At 70.7% G+C, this 18621-nt stretch carries 16 protein-coding genes; 9 read left to right on the top strand and 7 right to left on the bottom strand.

The window, feature by feature from the left end:
* Window positions 1-36: 36 nt before the first annotated feature.
* Both AB0I66_RS10650 and AB0I66_RS10645 read left to right on the top strand, forming a co-directional pair.
* Window positions 37-1440: an FAD-binding oxidoreductase gene (locus AB0I66_RS10650; RefSeq protein WP_363207390.1), complete on the top strand. Its 1404-nt coding sequence runs from the start codon at window positions 37-39 to the stop codon at window positions 1438-1440.
* A gap of 55 nt (window positions 1441-1495) precedes the next feature.
* Window positions 1496-2155 (top strand): DUF6629 family protein, encoded by a 660-nt coding sequence (locus tag AB0I66_RS10645; RefSeq protein ID WP_363207389.1) that lies wholly within the window; start codon window positions 1496-1498, stop codon window positions 2153-2155.
* On the opposite strand, the gene AB0I66_RS10640 is transcribed toward AB0I66_RS10645, so the two are convergent.
* The 6 genes from AB0I66_RS10640 to AB0I66_RS10615 form a co-directional block, all read right to left on the bottom strand.
* On the bottom strand, window positions 2097-3893 hold the full coding sequence (locus AB0I66_RS10640; RefSeq protein WP_363207388.1) for an acyl-CoA dehydrogenase: 1797 nt from the start codon (window positions 3891-3893) through the stop codon (window positions 2097-2099). The two genes, AB0I66_RS10645 and AB0I66_RS10640, sit on opposite strands and share 59 nt — an antisense overlap.
* Before the next feature lie 113 nt (window positions 3894-4006).
* Entirely contained in the window at window positions 4007-4411 is a 405-nt protein-coding gene (locus AB0I66_RS10635) for a GntR family transcriptional regulator (protein WP_363207387.1), read from the bottom strand.
* Between the two features lie 47 nt (window positions 4412-4458).
* Complete coding sequence (locus tag AB0I66_RS10630; protein ID WP_363207386.1) at window positions 4459-5439, bottom strand: ABC transporter permease subunit; 981 nt, start codon at window positions 5437-5439, stop codon at window positions 4459-4461.
* On the bottom strand, window positions 5436-6386 hold the full coding sequence (locus AB0I66_RS10625) for an ABC transporter ATP-binding protein (RefSeq protein ID WP_363207385.1): 951 nt from the start codon (window positions 6384-6386) through the stop codon (window positions 5436-5438). Before AB0I66_RS10625 ends, AB0I66_RS10630 begins: the two co-directional genes overlap by 4 nt.
* A 99-nt stretch (window positions 6387-6485) precedes the next feature.
* A complete protein-coding gene (locus AB0I66_RS10620; protein WP_363207384.1) occupies window positions 6486-7577 on the bottom strand; it encodes a mechanosensitive ion channel family protein in 1092 nt (363 codons plus the stop codon).
* Between the two features lie 198 nt (window positions 7578-7775).
* The gene (locus AB0I66_RS10615; protein ID WP_363207383.1) at window positions 7776-8588 is read right to left on the bottom strand and encodes an SAM-dependent methyltransferase; all 813 of its coding nucleotides are present in this window, start codon (window positions 8586-8588) and stop codon (window positions 7776-7778) included.
* A gap of 250 nt (window positions 8589-8838) precedes the next feature.
* Between AB0I66_RS10615 and AB0I66_RS10610 the strand changes: the two genes are divergently transcribed.
* From AB0I66_RS10610 to AB0I66_RS10585, 6 genes are read left to right on the top strand one after another with little or no spacing between them, the layout of a single operon-like run.
* Window positions 8839-9990 (top strand): ROK family transcriptional regulator, encoded by a 1152-nt coding sequence (locus AB0I66_RS10610; protein ID WP_363207382.1) that lies wholly within the window; start codon window positions 8839-8841, stop codon window positions 9988-9990.
* 22 nt (window positions 9991-10012) lie between these two features.
* Window positions 10013-11269: a sugar ABC transporter substrate-binding protein gene (locus tag AB0I66_RS10605; RefSeq protein ID WP_363207381.1), complete on the top strand. Its 1257-nt coding sequence runs from the start codon at window positions 10013-10015 to the stop codon at window positions 11267-11269.
* Window positions 11266-12213, top strand: a complete 948-nt coding sequence (locus tag AB0I66_RS10600) for a sugar ABC transporter permease (protein ID WP_363207380.1) — start codon at window positions 11266-11268, stop codon at window positions 12211-12213. Before AB0I66_RS10605 ends, AB0I66_RS10600 begins: the two co-directional genes overlap by 4 nt.
* Window positions 12206-13060 carry a carbohydrate ABC transporter permease gene (locus AB0I66_RS10595; RefSeq protein WP_363207379.1) on the top strand — a complete coding sequence of 285 codons (855 nt, stop codon included), beginning with the start codon at window positions 12206-12208 and terminating at the stop codon, window positions 13058-13060. Before AB0I66_RS10600 ends, AB0I66_RS10595 begins: the two co-directional genes overlap by 8 nt.
* A 34-nt stretch (window positions 13061-13094) precedes the next feature.
* Window positions 13095-14132, top strand: a complete 1038-nt coding sequence (locus AB0I66_RS10590; RefSeq protein WP_363207378.1) for a Gfo/Idh/MocA family oxidoreductase — start codon at window positions 13095-13097, stop codon at window positions 14130-14132.
* Window positions 14129-15139 (top strand): Gfo/Idh/MocA family oxidoreductase, encoded by a 1011-nt coding sequence (locus AB0I66_RS10585; RefSeq protein ID WP_363207377.1) that lies wholly within the window; start codon window positions 14129-14131, stop codon window positions 15137-15139. Before AB0I66_RS10590 ends, AB0I66_RS10585 begins: the two co-directional genes overlap by 4 nt.
* A 434-nt stretch (window positions 15140-15573) precedes the next feature.
* Here the strand turns inward: AB0I66_RS10585 and AB0I66_RS10580 are convergent, their stop codons facing one another.
* Window positions 15574-17049 (bottom strand): CAP domain-containing protein, encoded by a 1476-nt coding sequence (locus AB0I66_RS10580; RefSeq protein WP_363207376.1) that lies wholly within the window; start codon window positions 17047-17049, stop codon window positions 15574-15576.
* A gap of 180 nt (window positions 17050-17229) precedes the next feature.
* On the opposite strand from AB0I66_RS10580, the gene AB0I66_RS10575 reads away from it, so the two are divergent.
* Window positions 17230-18597 carry a radical SAM protein gene (locus tag AB0I66_RS10575; protein ID WP_363207375.1) on the top strand — a complete coding sequence of 456 codons (1368 nt, stop codon included), beginning with the start codon at window positions 17230-17232 and terminating at the stop codon, window positions 18595-18597.
* Window positions 18598-18621 lie beyond the last annotated feature (24 nt).

Genomic DNA, 18621 nt, shown 5'->3' with positions numbered 1-18621 from the left:
GGGCGGATCGGACACGCCGAACCACCGGGGGAGCATATGTCCATCACGCCCGCACAGGCAGCGCGCAGCGAACTGGCAGGATTCAAGGGTGAGTTGACGGGCCCGGACGACGCCGGGTACGACGAGGCGCGTGCCGTCTACAACGCGATGGCCGACAAGCGCCCCGCGCTCGTCGCCCGCTGCACGGACGCCGATGACGTGTCCCGGGTCATCGGCTTCGCCCGCGCGCACGGTCTGCCGCTCGCGGTCCGCGGCGGCGGCCACCACGGAGCGGGCCTCGGCACCGTCGACGGCGGTGTGGTCGCCGACCTCTCCCCGCTCAAGTCGGTCGAGGTCGACGCGCCGAACCGCACCGTACGCGTCGGCGGCGGCTGCGTGTGGAGCGAGGTGGACCGCGCGACGCACGAGCAGGGCATGGCCACGCCGAGCGGCATCATCTCCACGACCGGCGTCGGCGGGCTCACTCTCGGCGGCGGCCTCGGCCACCTCACCCGCAGGTTCGGGCTGAGCATCGACAACGTCCTGGAGGCGGACCTCGTCCTGGCCGACGGCCGTCAGGTGCGGGCGAGCGCCGACGAGAACACGGATCTGTACTGGGCGATCCGCGGAGGCGGCGGCAACTTCGGCGTCGTCACCTCGTTCCTCTTCCGGCTGCACGAGCTGAGCACGGTCGTCGCGGGCCCCACCTTCTGGCCCGCGGAACAGGGCGCCGAGGTGCTCGCCGCCTACCGGGACTTCCTGCCCCGGGCGCCGCGCGAGGTGAACGGCTTCTTCATGTACGGCACCGTGCCGCCGGCCCCGCCGTTCCCCGAGACCCTCCATCTGCGCAAGATCTGCGGCGTCGTGTGGTGCCACACCATCGAGGACCCGGAGGCCGCGGCCCACGCCATGGCGCCCCTGCTCGACGCGCTGCCCGACCCGCTCCTGCACGCCGTGGCCCCGATGCCGCACCCCATGCTGCAGTCCATGTTCGACGGGCTCTACCCGCCCGGCGACCAGTGGTACTGGCGCGCGGACTTCGTCGACGAGATCCCGGACGACGCCGTCGCCCTGCACGCCAAGTTCGGCCCCGAGGTGCCGACCATGAAGTCGACGATGCACCTGTATCCCATCGACGGCGCCGCCCACGACCACGGCACGGCGGAGACCGCCTGGAGCTATCGCGGTGCCCGCTGGGCCTGCGTCTACGCGGGAGTGGACACAGACCCGGGCAACGCCGGTCTCATCAAGCGCTGGACCGTCGACTACTTCGACGCGCTGCACCCGTTCTCGGCGGGCGGCGCCTACGTGAACATGATGATGGAGGAGGGCCAGGAACGCGTCCGGGCCAGCTACCGCGACAACTACACCCGCCTGGCGCGGGTCAAGGCCACGTACGACCCGGACAACGTCTTCCGCCTCAACCAGAACATCGAGCCCGACCCCGGCGCCCTCGGGTAACCCCGCTGAACCGCCCGCCGCGCCCCGCTGTGGCGGGGGTCGTAGCGTGTGATCCATGTGCTGGAGCGCGACGGCCGATCTCGTGGCGGGTGTGGGTGTCGGTGCCGTGGGGGTCGCGTGTGTGACCCGGGCGGCGCGCGGGGGCCGGGTGCGTGATCTGCCGGTCGCCGCGCTGCCGCTGCTGCTCGGCGCCCATCAGATCATCGAGTCCGAGGTCTGGCGGAGCGACGGCGGCACGGGGTGGGCCACCGTCGCCTGGGCGGTGATCGCCCTGCCGCTGCTGGCGCTGTGGCTGCCCGTGGCGGTGCTGTGCGCGGCTCCGCCGAGCGCCCGCCGCCGTCTGCTGATCCCCCTCGTGGCGGGCATGGCGACGGCGGCGGTGCTCTCCTACTACCTGGCGACCCGCACCGTGACGGCCGAGATCCGCGGCCACACGGTCGGCTACGCGTTCGGCCTGCCCCGGCCCGAGCTGATCATCGCCGCCTACCTGATCGCCACCGTCGGCTCCCTGCTCCTCTCCGGCGACCGGGGCCTGGTCCTCTTCGGCGTCCTGGTCGCCGTCGGGGCGGCGGTGTGCGTGCTGCTGTGGCGTCGCGAGTACATCTCCACGTGGTGCGCGTTCGCGGCGGTGTGCTCGGTGTACCTCTATTTCTGGGTCAGAAGGCGTTCTCGTCCAGTTCGAGCGCGGTCCGGTCCAGGCTCTCCAGGAGCGTGAACTGGGCCTCCGTCTTGGGCAGTTCATGGCGGAAGAAGTAACGGCAGGCGGCGCGCTTGCCGGCGTGGAAGTCCTCTGCGCCGGGCTCCGCCGCGAGAAGCTGCTCCAGCCACATCCAGGCGACGACCACGTGCCCGACCGCTTCGAGGTAGACGCTCGCGTTGGCGAGCGCCGTCTGCGGGTCACCGGTCGACCAGAGCCGCTGGGTCACCTCCACGGCACGCGCCGCGGACGCGTCGAGCGCCCGCCCGTACCCGGACGCGGAACCGCCCGCCGCGGCGGCGCGGGCGGACGTCCGCGAGATCCGCTCGACGAGCAGCCGAAGGCCCGCGCCGCCGTCCATGATCACCTTGCGGCCCAGCAGATCGAGGCCATGGATGCCGTGCGTGCCCTCATGGATGGGGTTGAGGCGGTTGTCGCGGTAGAACTGCTCGACGTTGTACTCGCGGGTGTAGCCGTAGCCGCCGTGCACCTGGATCGCCAGGTTGTTGGCCTCCAGGCACCACTGCGACGGCCAGCTCTTGGCGATGGGCGTGAGCACGTCGAGCAGCAGCTTGGCCTCGTCGCGCGTCTGCGGAGAGGTGCCGGTGTTCTGCTCGTCGAGCAGCCGCCCGCAGTACAGGTTGAGCGCCAACGCGCCCTCCACGTACGCCTTCTGGGCGAGGAGCATCTTGCGTACGTCGGCGTGCTCGATGATCGGGACCTGCGCCGAAGCGGGGTCCTTCGCCGCGAGCGGACGGCCCTGCGGGCGGGTGCGCGCGTAGTCCAGGGCGTGCAGGTAGCCGGTGTAGCCGAGCGCGGTGGCGCCGAGGCCCACGCCGATCCGGGCCTCGTTCATCATGTGGAACATGTACGCGAGCCCGCGGTTGGCCTCACCGATGAGATGGCCGACCGCGCCGGGCTCACCACCGGGACGATGGGCGCCCTCGCCGAAGTTGAGGAGCGTGTTCGTGGTCCCTCGGTAGCCCATCTTGTGGTTGAGGCCCGCGAGCACGACGTCATTGCGCTCGCCGAGCGACCCGTCGTCGCCGACGAGCACCTTGGGCACGATGAAGAGCGAGAGCCCCTTCACACCGGGCGGGCCGCCCGGAATCCGGGCGAGCACCAGATGCACGATGTTCTCGGAGAGCTCGTGCTCGCCGCCGGAGATCCACATCTTGTTCCCGAAGAGGCGGTAGGTCCCGTCCTCCCGCTCCTCGGCCCGCGTCCGCACATCGGCGAGCGACGAGCCCGCCTGCGGCTCCGACAGGCACATCGTCCCCAGGAAGCGGCCCTCCACCATGGGGCGCACGAAGGTGTCGATCTGCTCCTTCGACGCGTGCGCGAGGAGCAGATTGGCGTTGCCCATGGTCAGGAAGGGATACGCGGCCGTGCCGACGTTCGCCGCCTGGAACCACGCGAAGCAGGCCTGCGCCACCACGGCGGGCAGCTGCCCGCCGCCGATCTCGTGGTCCATGGCGCTGGCCAGGAGCCCGGAGTCGCCGAAGACCCGCAGCGCCTCCTTCACCTCGGGGATGATGTGCACCCGCTCCCCGTCGAAGGTGGGCTCCTGGGCGTCGTTCTTCTTGTTGTGCGGGGCGAAGTGCCGCGTGGCGATCTGCTCGCTCAGTTCGAGCGCGGCGTCGAAGGTCTCCCGGGAGTGGTCCGCGTACCGCTCCCGGCCGGTGAGCGCGGGCACGTCGAGCCACTCGTACAGCAGGAAATCGAGGTCGCGACGGGACAGGAGCAGGGATTCCATGCGGTTTCTCCATGGGGTGACGGCGGTACCGATCCCGGGGCAGAGGGCCCCGCACACCCGATACTAAGCGGTTGCTTATGGGGTTTGTCGAGGGCGGCCCCGTGACACCCGGCTCAGCCGGCCGCGTCCCCCTGGAAGGTGGCCGCGCGCACCGCCTCGAACAGCGCCGTAACGTCCGAGCCCGTGAGCCCCGCGGACCGCGCCTGCTCCATCCACTCCGCCAGAGAACTCTGCAGGGGCGAGTCAGGACCCGCCTGGGGGCGGGCCAGCGAGCGGGTGATGAATGTGCCCGCCCCCTGGCGGACCTCCGCGAGGCCCGCCCGCTCCAGCTCGCGGTAGGCCTTGAGCGTCGTGTTCGGGTTCACCTTGGTGGCGGCGGCGACCTGGGCCGCCGTGGGCAGCCGGTCGCCCTCCACCAACGCGCCCATGCGCAGGGCCTGTTCGACCTGGCGCACGATCTGGAGGTACGTGGCCACACCGCTGCGCCGGTCGATGCGGAATTCGACCACTGTCCCCACTCTCTGCTCGTTTGCGGACACTTTACGTACTCGTCGTTCCCGGGGTCCTAGAGGGGCCGCCGCGAGGCCCACCACAGGACGAACACCGCCACGGCCGCGGTCGCGCCGAGCAGGATCGCGGCGCCGGTCCACTGCATGCCCGGCATCTGGTCGTAGCCGAAGTACTCGACCATGTTGTTGACGATGCCGTGCTCCTTGATGCAGGCGTTGGTCGCCTTCTCGGTCGGTTCGGCGCAGGTGCCCCAGCCGTAGAGCTGCCCGTCCGCGGTGCTGATCCAGCGGTCCGCCTCCACGGCACTGCCGCTGTTGACCAGGTCGGGCGTGTCGCCGTTCAGCGGCCAGGTGATCGTGCGCGGGGAGGCGAGGCGGTCGCGGAACTCGCCCCAGGCCACCTGGACGACCACGGCGAAGAAGAAGGTGGCCAGCATCGCGGGCAGCACCCGGCGCAGCAGCATGCCGATCGCGATGCCGCCGATGGTGGTGAAGAGGGAGAGCGCCGCGAGCATGGGGCCCGTGTTGTCGAACACCGATCCCGAGAGCCATTCCGCGAGGAGGGGGCCGCGGTAGGGCTCCCACCACCAGAAGAACAGCGTGGAGAGCACGAGGGTGGCCACCAAAACGAGCGCGAGGCACCAGGTCAGCTTGGCCGCGAGCCAGCGGCGGCGCCGCACCGACTGCGTGGTGACCAGGTGCGCGGTGCCGTGCTCCTGGTCGCTCGCGATCAGCGGGGCGCCGATGAAGACACCGAGGACGATGGGCAGGGCGCCGAGGGCTTCGGCGATGTACTGAAACCTCTCCGGGGCCTGCGTCAGGTTGACGTTCTTGCCGGGCCAGCCCATCCCGGCGAGCATGTCTGCCAGCTGGCCGCGCTCGTAGATGATCGCGGCCGAGCCGAGCACGACCAGGGCGACGACGATCCATGTCGTGGTGCGGTGCTGGCGCAGGACGAGCCAGGTGAGTCCGTGCAGCAGACCCGGCTTCCCGGCGGACTGCTCCGTGCGCGGCTGCTCGGTCAGGGTGGTGCTCATGCGGCGGCGATCCCCTCGGCCTCGATACGTGCGTCGTGCGTGAACAGCGGCTCCGCGTCCGGCGCGCGGAGATGGGCGAGCAGCACTTCCTCCAGGCTCGGCTCCGACACCTCCCAGTCGGGGGTCAGCGGGCCGTGGGGGCGGACGAGGGCACGGAACTGGCGTCCCTGGGACCGGAAATCGACGACCGTGTGCGGGGCGAGATCCGCGGGCGGCCTGCCGTCGGGGGCGAGCCCGGTCACCAGGGCGTGGGCCGGGACCAGTTCATCGGTGTCGCCCGCCATCCTGATCCGGCCGTCCGCGACGACCAGGAGGTAGTCGCACATGTCCTCAAGCTCGGAGAGCATGTGGGAGGACATCACCACGGTCGTGCCGCGCTCGACGGCCTCCGACATCAGCAGGGAGCTCATCTCGTCCCGGGCCAGCGGGTCCAGGTCGGCCATCGGCTCGTCGAGCAGCAGCAGGTCGGGCCGCTTGCCGAAGGCGAGCGCGAAGGCGACGCGGGTGCGCTGACCGCCGGAGAGCGTGCCGACCTTGGCGTCCATCGGGACGTTGCCGGAGCGCACGATCCGCTCGGCGGCCGCCATGTCCCAGCCGGGGTTGAGTTCACGGCCCATGCGCAGCGTCTCGGCCACGGTGAACCGCTTGAACAGCGGCTTGTCCTGGGAGAGGAAGGCGAACCTGGGCATCGCGGCCGGGTCGTCCACCGGGACGCCGAAGATGCGCAGCTCGCCCTCGGTCGGGGTCACCAGGCGCGTCGCGAGCCCCAGCAGGGTGCTCTTGCCTGCGCCGTTGGGGCCCACGAGGCCGCAGATCCGCCCGGCGGGGAGCCGGAAGGAGCAGTCGCGCAGCGCCCAGCCGCGGCGATAGCGCTTGCCCAGGCCGCGAGCCTCGAGCGCGGTCGCGCTCAGGGGGCTCTCGGCCTGGGTGGGGTGGGCAGGGGTCATGAGCACGCACGCCTCTCTCGATTCCATTAAACAATTAATGGAATCATGATCTGCGCGGTGTGGACCTGTCAAACCCCCTCCGAGTCGCCCGCCGATCCGCTACTGCACCGACTTCGTCGGCGCCGTGGCGTCGCGCTGGTGCGGGATCAGGCCCGGCGGCAGCTCGCCCTGCTGCACGTTCACCGTCCTGACGGGGGCGGGCACACGAATGCCCTCGGCGCGGTAGCGCTGGTGCAGCTGCTTGATGAACTCGTGCTTGATGCGGTACTGGTCGCTGAACTCACCCACGCCCAGAATCACCGTGAAGCTGATCCTGGAGTCGCCGAACGTGTGGAAACGCACGGCTGGTTCATGCTCCGGAAGGGCGCCGTCGACATCCTTCATGACGCTCTCCACGACCTCGGTCGTCACGCGCTCGACCTGCTCCAGGTCACTGTCGTAGCTGACGCCGACCTGGACCATGATGGACAGGTCCTGCTCGGGACGGCTGAAGTTGGTCATGTTGGTGCCCGCGAGCTGGGCGTTGGGGATGATGACGAGGTTGTTCGACAGCTGACGCACCACCGTGTTGCGCCAGTTGATGTCGACGACGTAGCCCTCCTCGCCGCTGCTGAGCTTGATGTAGTCGCCCGGCTGCACCGTCTTGGCGGCCAGGATGTGTACGCCCGCGAAGAGGTTGGCCAGGGTGTCCTGGAGGGCCAGCGCCACCGCGAGACCGCCCACGCCGAGCGCCGTGAGCAGCGGGGCGATGGACACGCCCAGCGTCTGCAGGACGACCAGGAAGCCCATCGCGAGCACCACGACACGGGTGATGTTGACGAAGATCGTCGCCGAGCCCGCGACGCCCGACCGGGACTGCGCGAGGGACTTCACCAGGCGGGTGACCACACGGGCCGCCGTCAGGGTCCCGGCCAGCACGAGCAGGGCGGTCAGCGTCATCGAGACGTTGCGGCCGGTCCTGGGGGTGAGCGGAAGAGCGGCGGCCGCGACAGCCGCCCCCGCGGTGATCGCCGCGCACGGGACCAGCGTGCGCACGGCGTCGACGATGACGTCATCGCCGCTCCACCGGGTCCTGCTGGCCCGTTCGCCCAGCCACCGCAGGATCATCCGCAGCAGCAGACCCGCCGCGATACCTACGGCCACCGCTATCCCGGCGGTGATCAGGTCGTGCCATGTGAGCGCTCGCTCCATCAGTTCATTCTCCAGGTTGTGCGGGCGCGCCGGACGCGTGTTCGTGGTCCGGCGCGAGCGTCATCCTGCCCCATGGGTGCGGCGCCGTTGCCGGGGGCCCGCACCCAGCTTGCCCCCAACTCACCGGCCGCGGGGTGATGTCCGACATCCCGCGCCGTATCACCTGACTTCAGGTCAGCCGGCTGCCCCGCCCCGCGGCTACGCCTTGCGCCCCACCCCGGCGTACAACGGCACCGGCGTCCCGTTCCTCACCTCGTCCACGGCGAGCTCCGGGTGCCAGTCAGGCAGCCAGGTGATGCCGGGGTCCAGCAGCTCAAGGCCCTCGAAGAACCGCTCCACCTCGGCGCGCGCCCGCGGCACGAGCGTGACACCGCCCGCCTTGTACATCTCCACCGCCTGCCGCGTCCGCACCGGATCGAAGTCGCCCGCCATCTGGGAGAGGACCAGATGGCTGCCGGGTGCGAGAGCGGACACGAGCCGCTCCACGATGTCGCGGGCGCCGTCGTCGTCACCGATGAAGTGCAGCAGCGCGATCAGGGACAGGGCGATCGGACGGCCGAAGTCCAGTACGTTCTCCGCCTGTTCGAGGATCTTGTCCGGCTCACGGGCGTCCACCTGCAGGAACTCCGTCGCCCCCTCGGGCGTGCCCCGCAACAGTGCCTCCGCGTGCGCGAGGACGATCGGGTCGTTGTCCACGTACACGACACGTGCCTCGGGAGCGGCCGACTGGGCGATGCGGTGGAGGTTCGGCTCGGTGGGGATGCCGGTGCCGATGTCCAGGAACTGGCGTATCCCGGCCTCCTCCGCGAGATGGCGCGTGGCGCGCTGCATGAACCACCGGTTGTGCTGCGCGCAGTACTTGGTCTGCGGTTCGAGCGACACGATCTGCAGCCCGAGCTCCTCGTCCACGGGGTAGTTGTCCTTGCCGCCGAGGAACCAGTCGTAGACCCGGGCGGGATGCGGCTTGCTGGTGTCGATCGGGTGGGTCACGGGCGGCGGGATCGCGGACATGTGTCAACTCCCATGCGGGCGGCGGGCGTTCGGGCGGACGCGGGGTACGTCCGGTCATCGTGCCCGCTCGGCCCACCGGGCTCAAGCGGTTCCTGCCCGAGGTGCCTCCCAAAGGGCGGGGTGTGATTCCGGTCCCGCGGAGGGGGTTCCCCGGCGGCCAGGGATATGCAAGTCTCCTCCTTAATCTCCGGGGCAAGCGGTTGACCCACTGGTCAACAGGGCTGTCCCGCCCCCGACATGAGGTGAAGAAGTGTTGCGGAACGGGACGACACGGGGGCACGATCTCGCCTCGCTGCGCCGGCTGAACACCACCGTCGTGCTGCGTGCCCTGCACCGCCGCAGCCCCCAGACACTCGCGGAACTCGCCGCCGGTACCGGGCTCTCCCGGCCCACCGTGGAATCCGCCGTCGAGGAGCTGGCCGCGCACGGCTGGGCGGGGGAGGCCGAGCGCGACGAGAGCGAGCGCGCGCCGGGACGCCCCGCCCGCCGGTTCCGGTTCCGCGTGGAGGCGGGCCGCGTCGTCGGCGCCGACATCGGCCTGCACAAGATGGTGCTGCTCCTCGCCGACCTCGGCGGCACGGTGCTCGCCGTACGGCGCGACGACATCGACCCGGAGCTGAGCGGAGCCCAGCGGCTCGACCTCCTGCGCCGGGGCCTCGATGCCTTCCTGGACGCGCATTCCGTGCGGCGCGACGACATCCTCGCCCGCTGTGTGGGCGTACCCGGCGTCGTCGACGCGGGCGGCACCATCACCTCCCACGTCATACCCGAATGGTCCGGCGTCGACCTCGGGCGGCTCCTCGCCGACGGGGAGGCGGGGCACACCCTCGTCGAGAACGACGTGAACCTCGCCGTCCTCGCCGAGCGCTGGCAGGGCGCCGCCACCCTCGCGCACGACGTCGTCTGCGTCCTGACCGGTCACCGCGTGGCGTGCAGCCTCACCATCGGCGGGCGACTGCACCGGGGGAGGCGGGGCGGCGCGGGCGAACTCGGCCTGCTGCCGCTGCTCGGCATGAACACCGCGCAGGACGCGCTCAGTTGGAAGGGCGACCGGCGCGACGGTGAGTCCGAGGTGGCCGCACTCGCCCGCGCCGCGGACACCGGCGACCCCCACGCCCTCGCGGCCGTCGCGGACTTCGCCGACCGCATCACGCCGGGCATCGCCGCCCTCGCCCTCGCCGTCGACCCGGAGCTGGTGGTGCTCACCGGCGGCGCGACCCCCCTCGGCGGCCACCTCGTGCCGCTGATCGAGGACCGGCTGCGCCCGCTGACCCTGCATGTCCCGCGCATCGCGCTGAGCACGCTCGGCGAACAAGGCGTCGCGATCGGCGCCGTACGCAAGGCACTTGACCGGGTCGAGTCCGATCTCCTGACGGATGCGGACTCGGCACCGGCGCTCTGACCAGTCCTGAAGGGAGGCGCTCATGCGCAGGAGGACTCTGCTGTACGGAGCGATGGCGGCGCCCCTGCTCGCCGCCTGCTCCGGCGAGAGCGACGACGGCAAGGGGAGCGGTGGACGCACCACCCTCTCGTACGGGGTGTGGGACGTGGCCCAGGTGCCGGGGCTGCAGAAGGTGATCGACGCCTTCGAGAAGCAGAACCCCGGCATATCCGTGCGCATGGAACTGACGCCCTGGTCGAGCTACTGGACCACCCTCAAGACGTCGATGCGCGGCGGCACGGCACCCGACGTGTTCTGGATGAACGCGGTCAACCTCCAGCTGTACGCCTCCAGCGGCGTCCTGGAACCCCTGAGCGGACACATCAAGAGCGACCGGACCCCCGTGGACCGCCACCCCGACTCGCTCGTGAAGATCTACGCCTACCAGGGCACGCAGTACGGGATACCGAAGGACTTCGACACCATCGGCCTCTGGTACAACAAGGCGCTCTTCGACAAGGCGGGCATCAAGTACCCCGACGCGACGTGGACCTGGGACGACGTGCGCGACGCGGCGGCCGAGCTCACGAACCCGCGCGCGCGGGTGCACGGCATGGCCGCCGAGATGGACCGCCAGGCCCAGATCTACCCGGCCATCCACGGGGCGGGCGGCCACGTCCTCGAGGACGGGAGGTCCGGCTTCGGTGACGAGCGGTCCATCGAGGGCCTGCGCTACTGGACCGACATGATCGACCGCGGCTGGTCACCGCCGCAGAGCGCGATGGTCGAGTCCAAGGCCCGCAACCGCTTCTGGTCGGAGAAGGCCGCCATGGTCTACGAGATATCCGCGTTCTCGGGGCAGTACTACGCCGTTCCCGCGCTCAAGGACCACGCCGGTGTCACCGTCCTGCCCAAGGGCCGGGAGCGGGCCACGATCATCCACGGTCTCGCCAACGTCATCTCCGCCAAGAGCCGCAAGAAGGCCGCGGCCTGGAAGTTCGTCCACTTCATGGCGGGCCGCGAGGCCGCCGAGATCCAGGCGTCCGCGGGCATCACCATCTCCTCGTACGAGGGAACGCAGGACGCCTGGCTCAAGTCGATGCCCGAGTTCGACCTGAAGCACTACATCGAGATGCTGGAGTACGCCGTGCCGTACCCGAGCTCGAAGAACACCGCCGTGTGGGAGAACCTCCAATACCCGCTCCTGGGCGCCGCGTTCAGCGGGAAGGGCGGCATCGAGAGCGCCGCACGCACCCTGGGCGAGCAGATGGACCGAGCCCTTGAGGAGGAGCGCGCATGATGAGTGTCTTCCCCTCCACGGCGGCGGCGAAGAAGGCGAGCCGCGGCGGCCCGACGACGCGCACCGCGCCCAAGTCCCCCGGTCAGCGCGCCGCTTACCTCTTCATCGCGCCGCTCGGCATCGGCTTCGCCGTCTTCTACTTCTGGCCGCTGCTCCAGACCTTCTACTTCAGTTTCACCGAGTTCGGGGCGTTCGGCGGCCACACCTGGATCGGCACGGACAATTACGTGCGCGTCCTCAAGGACGTCACCGTCTGGCAGGCACTCGGCAACACCCTGATCTACTGCGCCATCGGACTGCTCGCCCTCCCGGTCGCGATCGGTGTCGCGGCGCTGCTCAACCGGCGCGGACTGCGCGGCGTCCCGGTCTACCGCGCCCTGTACTTCATCCCGTTCGTCACGCTGCCCGTCGCCGTCGGTCTCGTCTGGAACTGGCTCTACAACGGCGACTACGGACTGATCAACGAAGTCCTCGAGTGGTTCGGCGGTGACCGCCGCTACTGGGTCTCCGACCCCTCGACCGCGGTCTACGCGATCGGCACCGTCATGGTCTGGTCGACCACCGGCTACTACTTGATCATCTTCATGGCGGGCATCAAGGGCATCCCGCAGGACTACTACGAAGCCGCCGAGCTGGACGGCGCCGGGCCGCTGCGCCGCTTCTTCACGATCACCCTGCCGCTGCTCAGCCCGACGATCTTCTTCGCGTCCATCATCTGCATGATCAACTCGCTGCAGACCTTCGACCTGATCTACATCATGATGGCCGAGAAGAACCCGGCGATCGGTGACACCCAGTCCGTGGTGAGCCTCTTCTACAAATGGGCCTTCATCGAGAACGCCCAGGGCGCAGCCGCCGCGCTCGCCTTCCTGCTCATGCTGATCATCGCGGCGCTGACGCTGGTGCAGTTCAGGCTGCAGAAGAGGTGGGTGCACTATGCGTGAGTCCTCGCTCCGATCCGCAGGCCGCCGTCGCTTCAGCGCGGGTTCGGTCGCCACCCACGCGGTGCTCTCCCTCGGCGCCCTGGTGATGGTCTTCCCCTTCCTGTGGCAGCTGCTCACGGCCGCCAAGTCCCTCGCGGAGACAGCGAAGGTGCCGCCGACGTTCCTGCCCGACACCTGGAACTGGTCGAGCTTCGACGAGGTCTTCAGCGCGCTGCCATTCAAGGAGATGCTCTTCAACAGCGTCCTCAACACCGTGGGACGCACGGTCGGACAGCTGGTGTTCTGCTCCCTTGCGGCCTACGCCTTCGCCCGCATGCAGTTCCGGGGCCGCAACGTCCTGTTCGCGGTCTTCCTCTCCGTCCTCATGGTGCCGAGCTCGCTGCTCGTCCTGCCGCAGTACGACATCATCCAGCGGCTCGGCCTGCTCAACTCGGCGCCCGCGCTGTTCCTGCCGGGCATGTTCAGCGCGTTCGGGACCTTCATGCTGCGCCAGTTCTTCCTCACGCTCCCCAAGGAGCTGGAGGAGGCCGCGCGGATCGACGGCGCGGGTGCGTTCCGCATCTTCTGGTCGATCATGCTGCCGCTGGTGCGGCCCGCGCTCGCGGCTCTCGCCGTCATCACCGCGATGTGGTCGTGGAACGACCTGCTGTGGCCGCTGATCGTCAACACCGACCCGCAGAAAATGCCCATCAGCGCCGGACTGACCTCGCTGGAGGGCCAGTTCGAGACCAACTACCCCGTGATGATGGCCGGTTCGCTCATCGCGAGCCTGCCCATGCTCATCGTCTACGTCTTCCTGCAGCGGCACTTCGTGCAGAGTGTCGCGCTTTCCGGCTCCAAGAGCTGACTCCGGCCACCCGACAGGAATGGTGAATCCCTTCATGCGACCGCTTCACATCGGCCTGATCGGCGCGGGCGGCATAGCCCGCGCCCATCTCCCCGGCTGGCTGGAACTGGGTGCGCGCGTCAGCGTCCACACCGTCGACGGCTCGGCGGAGAAGCTCGCCGCCGAGTACGCGGGCCGTGGGGTCACCGCGGTGGCCGGCCTCGACGAACTGCTCTCCGACTGCACGGCCGTCGACATCTGCACCCCCACCCCGACCCACAAGGACCTCGCCCTCGCGGCCGTCGCGGCGGGCCGCCACGTCATCTGCGAGAAGCCCCTCGCGCTGAACGTGCGGGACGCCGAGGAGATCGCGGCAGCCGCCGAAGCGGCGGGTGTGCGGCTGCATCCCGCCCATGTCGTGCGGTACTTCCCGGCGTACGCGGCCATGCAACAGGCAGTCGCGCGAGGTGAGTTGGGGTACCTGGCGGTGCTGCGCTTCACGCGCGGCGGGGCGCGTCCGCAGTGGGCGTCCTGGTTCGGTGACCCCGCCCTGTCCGGCGGCGTCATCATGGACCTGATGGTCCACGACATCGACATCGCGCGCTGGATCGCGGGCGACGTGGTCCGTGTGCACGCGCAGACGCGCGGCACCGAACACGCCACGGGCGACGCCCGGGCCGAGGTCGTGTCGGCGACCGCCGTCCTCACCCACGCCTCCGGCGCGATCAGTCACATCACCGGACTCTGGGGCCTTCCGGACCAGCGGTTCCGTACGACGTTCCGGGTCGCGGGCGGCGACGGGCTGCTGCGGCACGACTCCACGTCCGTGCCCGGCTACCGGATCACCGCGCAAGGGGTGCGCGCGGCCAACGAGGGCATCCCCTCCAGCCCGATGACCGAGAGCCCGTACCTCTCCGAGCTGCGGGAGTTCGCGGCTTCCTGGGAGGAGGGCGGCCCGGAGCCGCGGGTGGGCGCGCGGGACGGGATCGAGGCGGTGCGGATCGCCGAGGCGGCGGTGGAGTCGAGCCGTACGGGCCGGGCGGTCGAGCTCCGGACGTCCAGTGAGTCGATGATCAAGGAGGTCACGCGATGAAGGTCGCGGTGCTGTCGTTCGCCCATGTCCACGCGGCCGGGTACCTGCGGCTCCTTGCCCGGATGCCGGGAATCGAGGTGATCGGCAGCGATCCGGACAGCGGGTCGGGCGCGTCCGGTGAGGTGCGGGGGCGGGCGTTCGCCGAGGAGAGGGGGGTCGCGTACGTGGAGACATACGAGGAGGCCTTCGCCTGGGGCCCCGACGCGGTGATCGTCTGCTCCGAGAACGCGCGGCACCGTCCGCTGGTGGAGCTCGCCGCGGCCCGTGGCGTCGACGTCCTGTGCGAGAAGCCGCTGGCCACGACGGTCGAGGACGGGGAGGCGATGCTCGCGGCGTGCCGGGAGGCCGGCGTACGGCTCGCGGTCGCCTTCCCGGTCCGCTTCAGCCCGGCGTACGCGGCGGTCAAGGCGGCCGTCGCGTCGGGGGAGGTGGGCCGGGTCCTGACCGTGTCCGGCGCGAACAACGGCTCCATGCCGAGCTCGCGGCGCTGGTTCGCCGATCCCGAACTCGCGGGCGGCGGCGCCCTGATGGACCACACCGTCCACATAGCCGACCTCCTGGACGACCTCTTCGGCGACGCTCGCCCCGTCGACGTGTACGCGCAGACGAACAACCGGATGTACGAGGGTGAGGTCGACGCCGAGACCAGCGGTCTGGTCACCGTGACCTACGACAACGGCTCGGTCGCCACGATCGACTGCAGCTGGTCGCACCCCCGCTCGCACCACTCCTGGGGCGGGCTCGAACTCACCGTGGTCGGCGAACGGGCGACCCTGGAGATGGACGCCTTCGACCAGTCGGTCCACGGCTACAGCGAACGCCACCATCGGGGCCTCGAACTACCCTTCGGCGCAGACCTGGACGAACGGATGCTGCACGCGTTCCTGTACGGCCCCGGCGAGGGCGGCATGGCCGTGGCCGACGGCGAGGGAGGCCTGCGCACGCTAAAGATCGTGACGGCGGGCTACGTGTCGGCCCGGAGGGGGGTTCCGGTGGCGGTGGGCTGAGGGGCGCGACTGAGGGGGCGCGCGGCGGGGCGCGGCGCGGCTCTGCGGCCGACCGACCGACCGGTCCGCCAGGCGGGCGGTGGCGGCGGGGCGGCGGGCGCCTCGCGCCCCGCGCTGGCCGCGTGTCGGCTCCCGCTCTCCGCGTGCACCGCTCGCTGCTCCCGCTCGCCGCTCTCCGGCTCGCTGTTCGCCAGCCCCCTTCTCGCCCCCCCCGCAGCCGCTCGCCAACCTCTGCTCGCCGCCCCCCCCGGCTCGCCGCTCTCCAGCCCCCTTCTCGCCGCTCGCTGCCCGCGCCCTCCGCTCGCTGCCCGCGCCCTCCGCTCGCTGCCCGCGCCCTCCGCTCTCCGCGCAGACGTCGTCCGGCGGGTGTTCGTTGCTTGGCGGGTGCTGTGTCGGCACCGTTGTCGGTGGTTCTTGGTGCCGTTCGCCGCTTCTCAGCCGCCGAACAGCTGCGTCCAGTACGTGCCCGCTGAGCCGCCGGCCGCGAAGCCGACGCCGAGGTGGGTGAAGGAGGGCTTGAGGATGTTGGCCCGGTGGCCGGGGCTGTTCATCCAGCCGTCCACCACCTCCGCGGGCGTGCGCTGCCCGCAGGCGATGTTCTCGCCGATCGCACGGTGCGTGCTGCCCGCGGCGGACGCGCGGTGCCAGGGTTCACCGCCGTCGGGCGAGGTGTGGGAGTAGAAGGCCCGGGCCACCATGTCCGCACTGTGGGCCTGCGCCGCCGCGGTCAGGAGCGGGTCGGGGGAGAGAGGCCGCAGGCGCGCGGCGCTCCGTTCGGCGTTGGTCAGGCGGAGCACCGCCGCCGCCCACTCCGCGAGGCCCTGCGCGCTGAAGGGGGCGGCCCACAGCGCCGTCCAGTACATGTCGCCCGAACGCGCGTCGGCGACGTGGCCCACCCCGACGTGCGTGTACGTGCGGCTCAGCACCGTCAGCCGTGACTGCTCGCCGGAGAGGCAGTACTCCACGAAGTCGGCGGGCGAGCGAGGCCCGGAGACCAGGTGCTCGCCGATGGCCAGATACGCGTACCCACCTGCGACGACGCGCTGGTAGAGGGACGTGCCGTCCGCCTGCTCCGAGCTGAGGGTGGACCGCGCCGCCATTCCGGCGGCATGCGCGCCCGCGGCGGCGGTCAGCCGGGAGTCGAGGGAGACGGGAGGAGCGCCTGCCGACGCCCGGGCGGCGTTGACCAGCGGGAGGAATTCGGCGGGCGGGGTCGGCCCGGAAGGCGCGGGCCGGCCGGAGGGTATGAGCGGCCGCCCGGAAGGCACGGCGCGCAAAGGCGGCGGCCCAGCCGACGGCGACCCAGCAGCGCCTGACCGTGCGCCGGAAGCAGCGCCCGGCCTTGCACCGTAAGGAGCCCCCTGCCCTGCACCTGCACCGTAAGGACCGCCCCGTCGTGCCTCGGAAGTCACGGGTGGCTGCGTCCCCTCGTCCTCCGCCACGTCCACCCCGAAGTCGCGTGCCACCCCCGCGAGCCCGTCCGCGTACCCCTGGCCGAGTGCCCGCAGCTTCCACCCCGGGCCGCGACGATAGATCTCCGCGAGCAGCAGCACCGTCTCGCGGTCGGGCCGCGGCGGTGTGAAACGCGCCACCAGCACGCCGCCGGGCCCATGCACCTGGAGCGCGATGCCGGGCAGGCGGCCCAGCGGCGTGCCCGGCTCGGCGGGGCTCACGGCCACGGTGACGCGGCTCGCGCCGGCCCGCAGGCGCCGCCCGTCGATCGTGACCGTGTCGCCCTGGAGGCGGGCACCGGCCGTGGCGGGCTGGTTGTAGAAGACGAAGTCGCCGTCACCCGCGACCTTGCCGCTCTCGCCCGTGACGATCACGGACAGGTCGAAGGGGCCGGGCACCCTGAGGGTGACGGCACCGTCGGGCAGCGGCACGTTCCCCCCGGCAACCAGCTCGTTCATGCAAGGACAACGCGAGGCCGGCACCCCCAGGTTCCCGCCCCGCGGAGAGGGAGCCGGGGGTCCCGCCGAAGGGCGGAGGGCGGCTGAGACCGGAGGCGGATCCGCGCCGGAAAAGCCGCGTATTAGCGTGGGGGTCACGGGAAAGCACAAATCACCGACAGGATCCGAGGTGCCCGGCAGATGGCAAGCCGCAGCGAGAGCCGTACCCAGCTCGTAGAGGGACTCATGGAGCGGTTCCCGCAGGTGCCGCGGGAGGCGGTGATCAAGGAGGACCTGCTCAGGGGCGGGATGGCGTTCGACGAGTCCGCGCTCAGCGACAACGAGGGCGGCGAGGTCAAGCCGAAGTCGTACTTCATCTTCTCCTTCGACCACAGCACCCTGCCCGAGCTCGGCGCCGCCGCCCTGCGCCGCCCGCCCGAGGAGATCGTCCTCACCGGCGGCCCCTACGACCTGCGCCGCACCGTCGTCTCGGTCCGCGTGAACCCCGCCTCGCCCTACCGCGTGGCCGCGGACGACGACGGCGTACTGGGCCTCTACCTGGACGGCGTACGCATCTCCGACGTGGGCCTGCCGCCGATGCCGGACTACTACCGGCACACCCTGGAGAACGGCAAGTCCGTGATGGAGGTGGCGCCCACCATCCAGTGGGGCTACCTGATCTACCTGACGGTCTTCCGGGTCTGCCAGTACTTCGGCGCCAAGGAGGAGTGCGGGTACTGCGACATCAACCACAACTGGCGCCAGCAGAAGGCGGCGGGCCGCCCCTACACGGGCGTGAAGCCGATGGACGAGGTTCTCGAGGCCCTCGCCATCATCGACAAGTACGACACCGCGAAGTCCTCCACCGCGTACACGCTCACCGGCGGCGCCATCACCACGAAGCTCCAGGGCAAGGACGAGGCCGACTTCTACGGCCAGTACGCGAAGGCCATCGAGGAGCGCTTCCCCGGCCGCTGGATCGGCAAGGTCGTCGCCCAGGCCCTGCCCAAGGCGGACGTCCAGCGCTTCCACGACTACGGCGTGCGGATCTACCACCCCAACTACGAGGTGTGGGACCCGTACCTCTTCGAGCGCTACTGCCCCGGCAAGGAGCGCTACGTAGGCCGTGACGAGTGGCACCGCCGTATCCTGGACTCGGCCGACGTCTTCGGGCCGCGCAACGTCATCCCGAACTTCGTTGCGGGCGTGGAGATGGCGGAGCCGTTCGGCTTCAAGACGGTCGGCGAGGCCATCGACTCCACCACCGAGGGGCTCCAGTACTTCATGTCGCGCGGCATCACGCCCCGCTTCACCACCTGGTGCCCGGAGCCCACGACACCGCTGGGCAAGGCGAACCCGCTGGGCGCGCCGCTGGAGTACCACGTGCGTCTGCTCGAGGCGTACCGCGCGACGATGGAGGACAACGGCCTTTCCTCGCCTCCTGGTTACGGCCCCGCGGGTCCGGGACGCGCCGTGTTCTCCGTCTCCTCTTTCATGGACAGCCTGGCGCCGGACCAGGCCGCCCCCGAGGACCGCGTGACCGGGGACATCGTCCCCGAGAAGGCCTAGTTCCGAAGGGTCCTAGTTCCGAAG

It is taken from the genome of Streptomyces sp. NPDC050439 (assembly GCF_040655335.1).
In the GTDB taxonomy this organism is placed as follows: domain Bacteria; phylum Actinomycetota; class Actinomycetes; order Streptomycetales; family Streptomycetaceae; genus Streptomyces.
This window is presented reverse-complemented; position numbering and strand designations above follow the sequence as displayed.

What these genes read in the sequence shown, in the direction of transcription:
- AB0I66_RS10650 (WP_363207390.1), top strand. Translation starts at nt 37, where the DNA reads ATGTCCATCACGCCCGCACAGGCAGCGCGCAGCGAACTGGCAGGATTC.
- AB0I66_RS10645 (WP_363207389.1), top strand. Translation starts at nt 1,496, where the DNA reads ATGTGCTGGAGCGCGACGGCCGATCTCGTGGCGGGTGTGGGTGTCGGT.
- AB0I66_RS10640 (WP_363207388.1), bottom strand. Translation starts at nt 3,893, where the DNA reads ATGGAATCCCTGCTCCTGTCCCGTCGCGACCTCGATTTCCTGCTGTAC.
- AB0I66_RS10630 (WP_363207386.1), bottom strand. Translation starts at nt 5,439, where the DNA reads ATGAGCACCACCCTGACCGAGCAGCCGCGCACGGAGCAGTCCGCCGGG.
- AB0I66_RS10625 (WP_363207385.1), bottom strand. Translation starts at nt 6,386, where the DNA reads ATGACCCCTGCCCACCCCACCCAGGCCGAGAGCCCCCTGAGCGCGACC.
- AB0I66_RS10620 (WP_363207384.1), bottom strand. Translation starts at nt 7,577, where the DNA reads ATGGAGCGAGCGCTCACATGGCACGACCTGATCACCGCCGGGATAGCG.
- AB0I66_RS10615 (WP_363207383.1), bottom strand. Translation starts at nt 8,588, where the DNA reads ATGTCCGCGATCCCGCCGCCCGTGACCCACCCGATCGACACCAGCAAG.
- AB0I66_RS10605 (WP_363207381.1), top strand. Translation starts at nt 10,013, where the DNA reads ATGCGCAGGAGGACTCTGCTGTACGGAGCGATGGCGGCGCCCCTGCTC.
- AB0I66_RS10600 (WP_363207380.1), top strand. Translation starts at nt 11,266, where the DNA reads ATGATGAGTGTCTTCCCCTCCACGGCGGCGGCGAAGAAGGCGAGCCGC.
- AB0I66_RS10595 (WP_363207379.1), top strand. Translation starts at nt 12,206, where the DNA reads ATGCGTGAGTCCTCGCTCCGATCCGCAGGCCGCCGTCGCTTCAGCGCG.
- AB0I66_RS10590 (WP_363207378.1), top strand. Translation starts at nt 13,095, where the DNA reads ATGCGACCGCTTCACATCGGCCTGATCGGCGCGGGCGGCATAGCCCGC.
- AB0I66_RS10585 (WP_363207377.1), top strand. Translation starts at nt 14,129, where the DNA reads ATGAAGGTCGCGGTGCTGTCGTTCGCCCATGTCCACGCGGCCGGGTAC.
- AB0I66_RS10580 (WP_363207376.1), bottom strand. Translation starts at nt 17,049, where the DNA reads ATGAACGAGCTGGTTGCCGGGGGGAACGTGCCGCTGCCCGACGGTGCC.
- AB0I66_RS10575 (WP_363207375.1), top strand. Translation starts at nt 17,230, where the DNA reads ATGGCAAGCCGCAGCGAGAGCCGTACCCAGCTCGTAGAGGGACTCATG.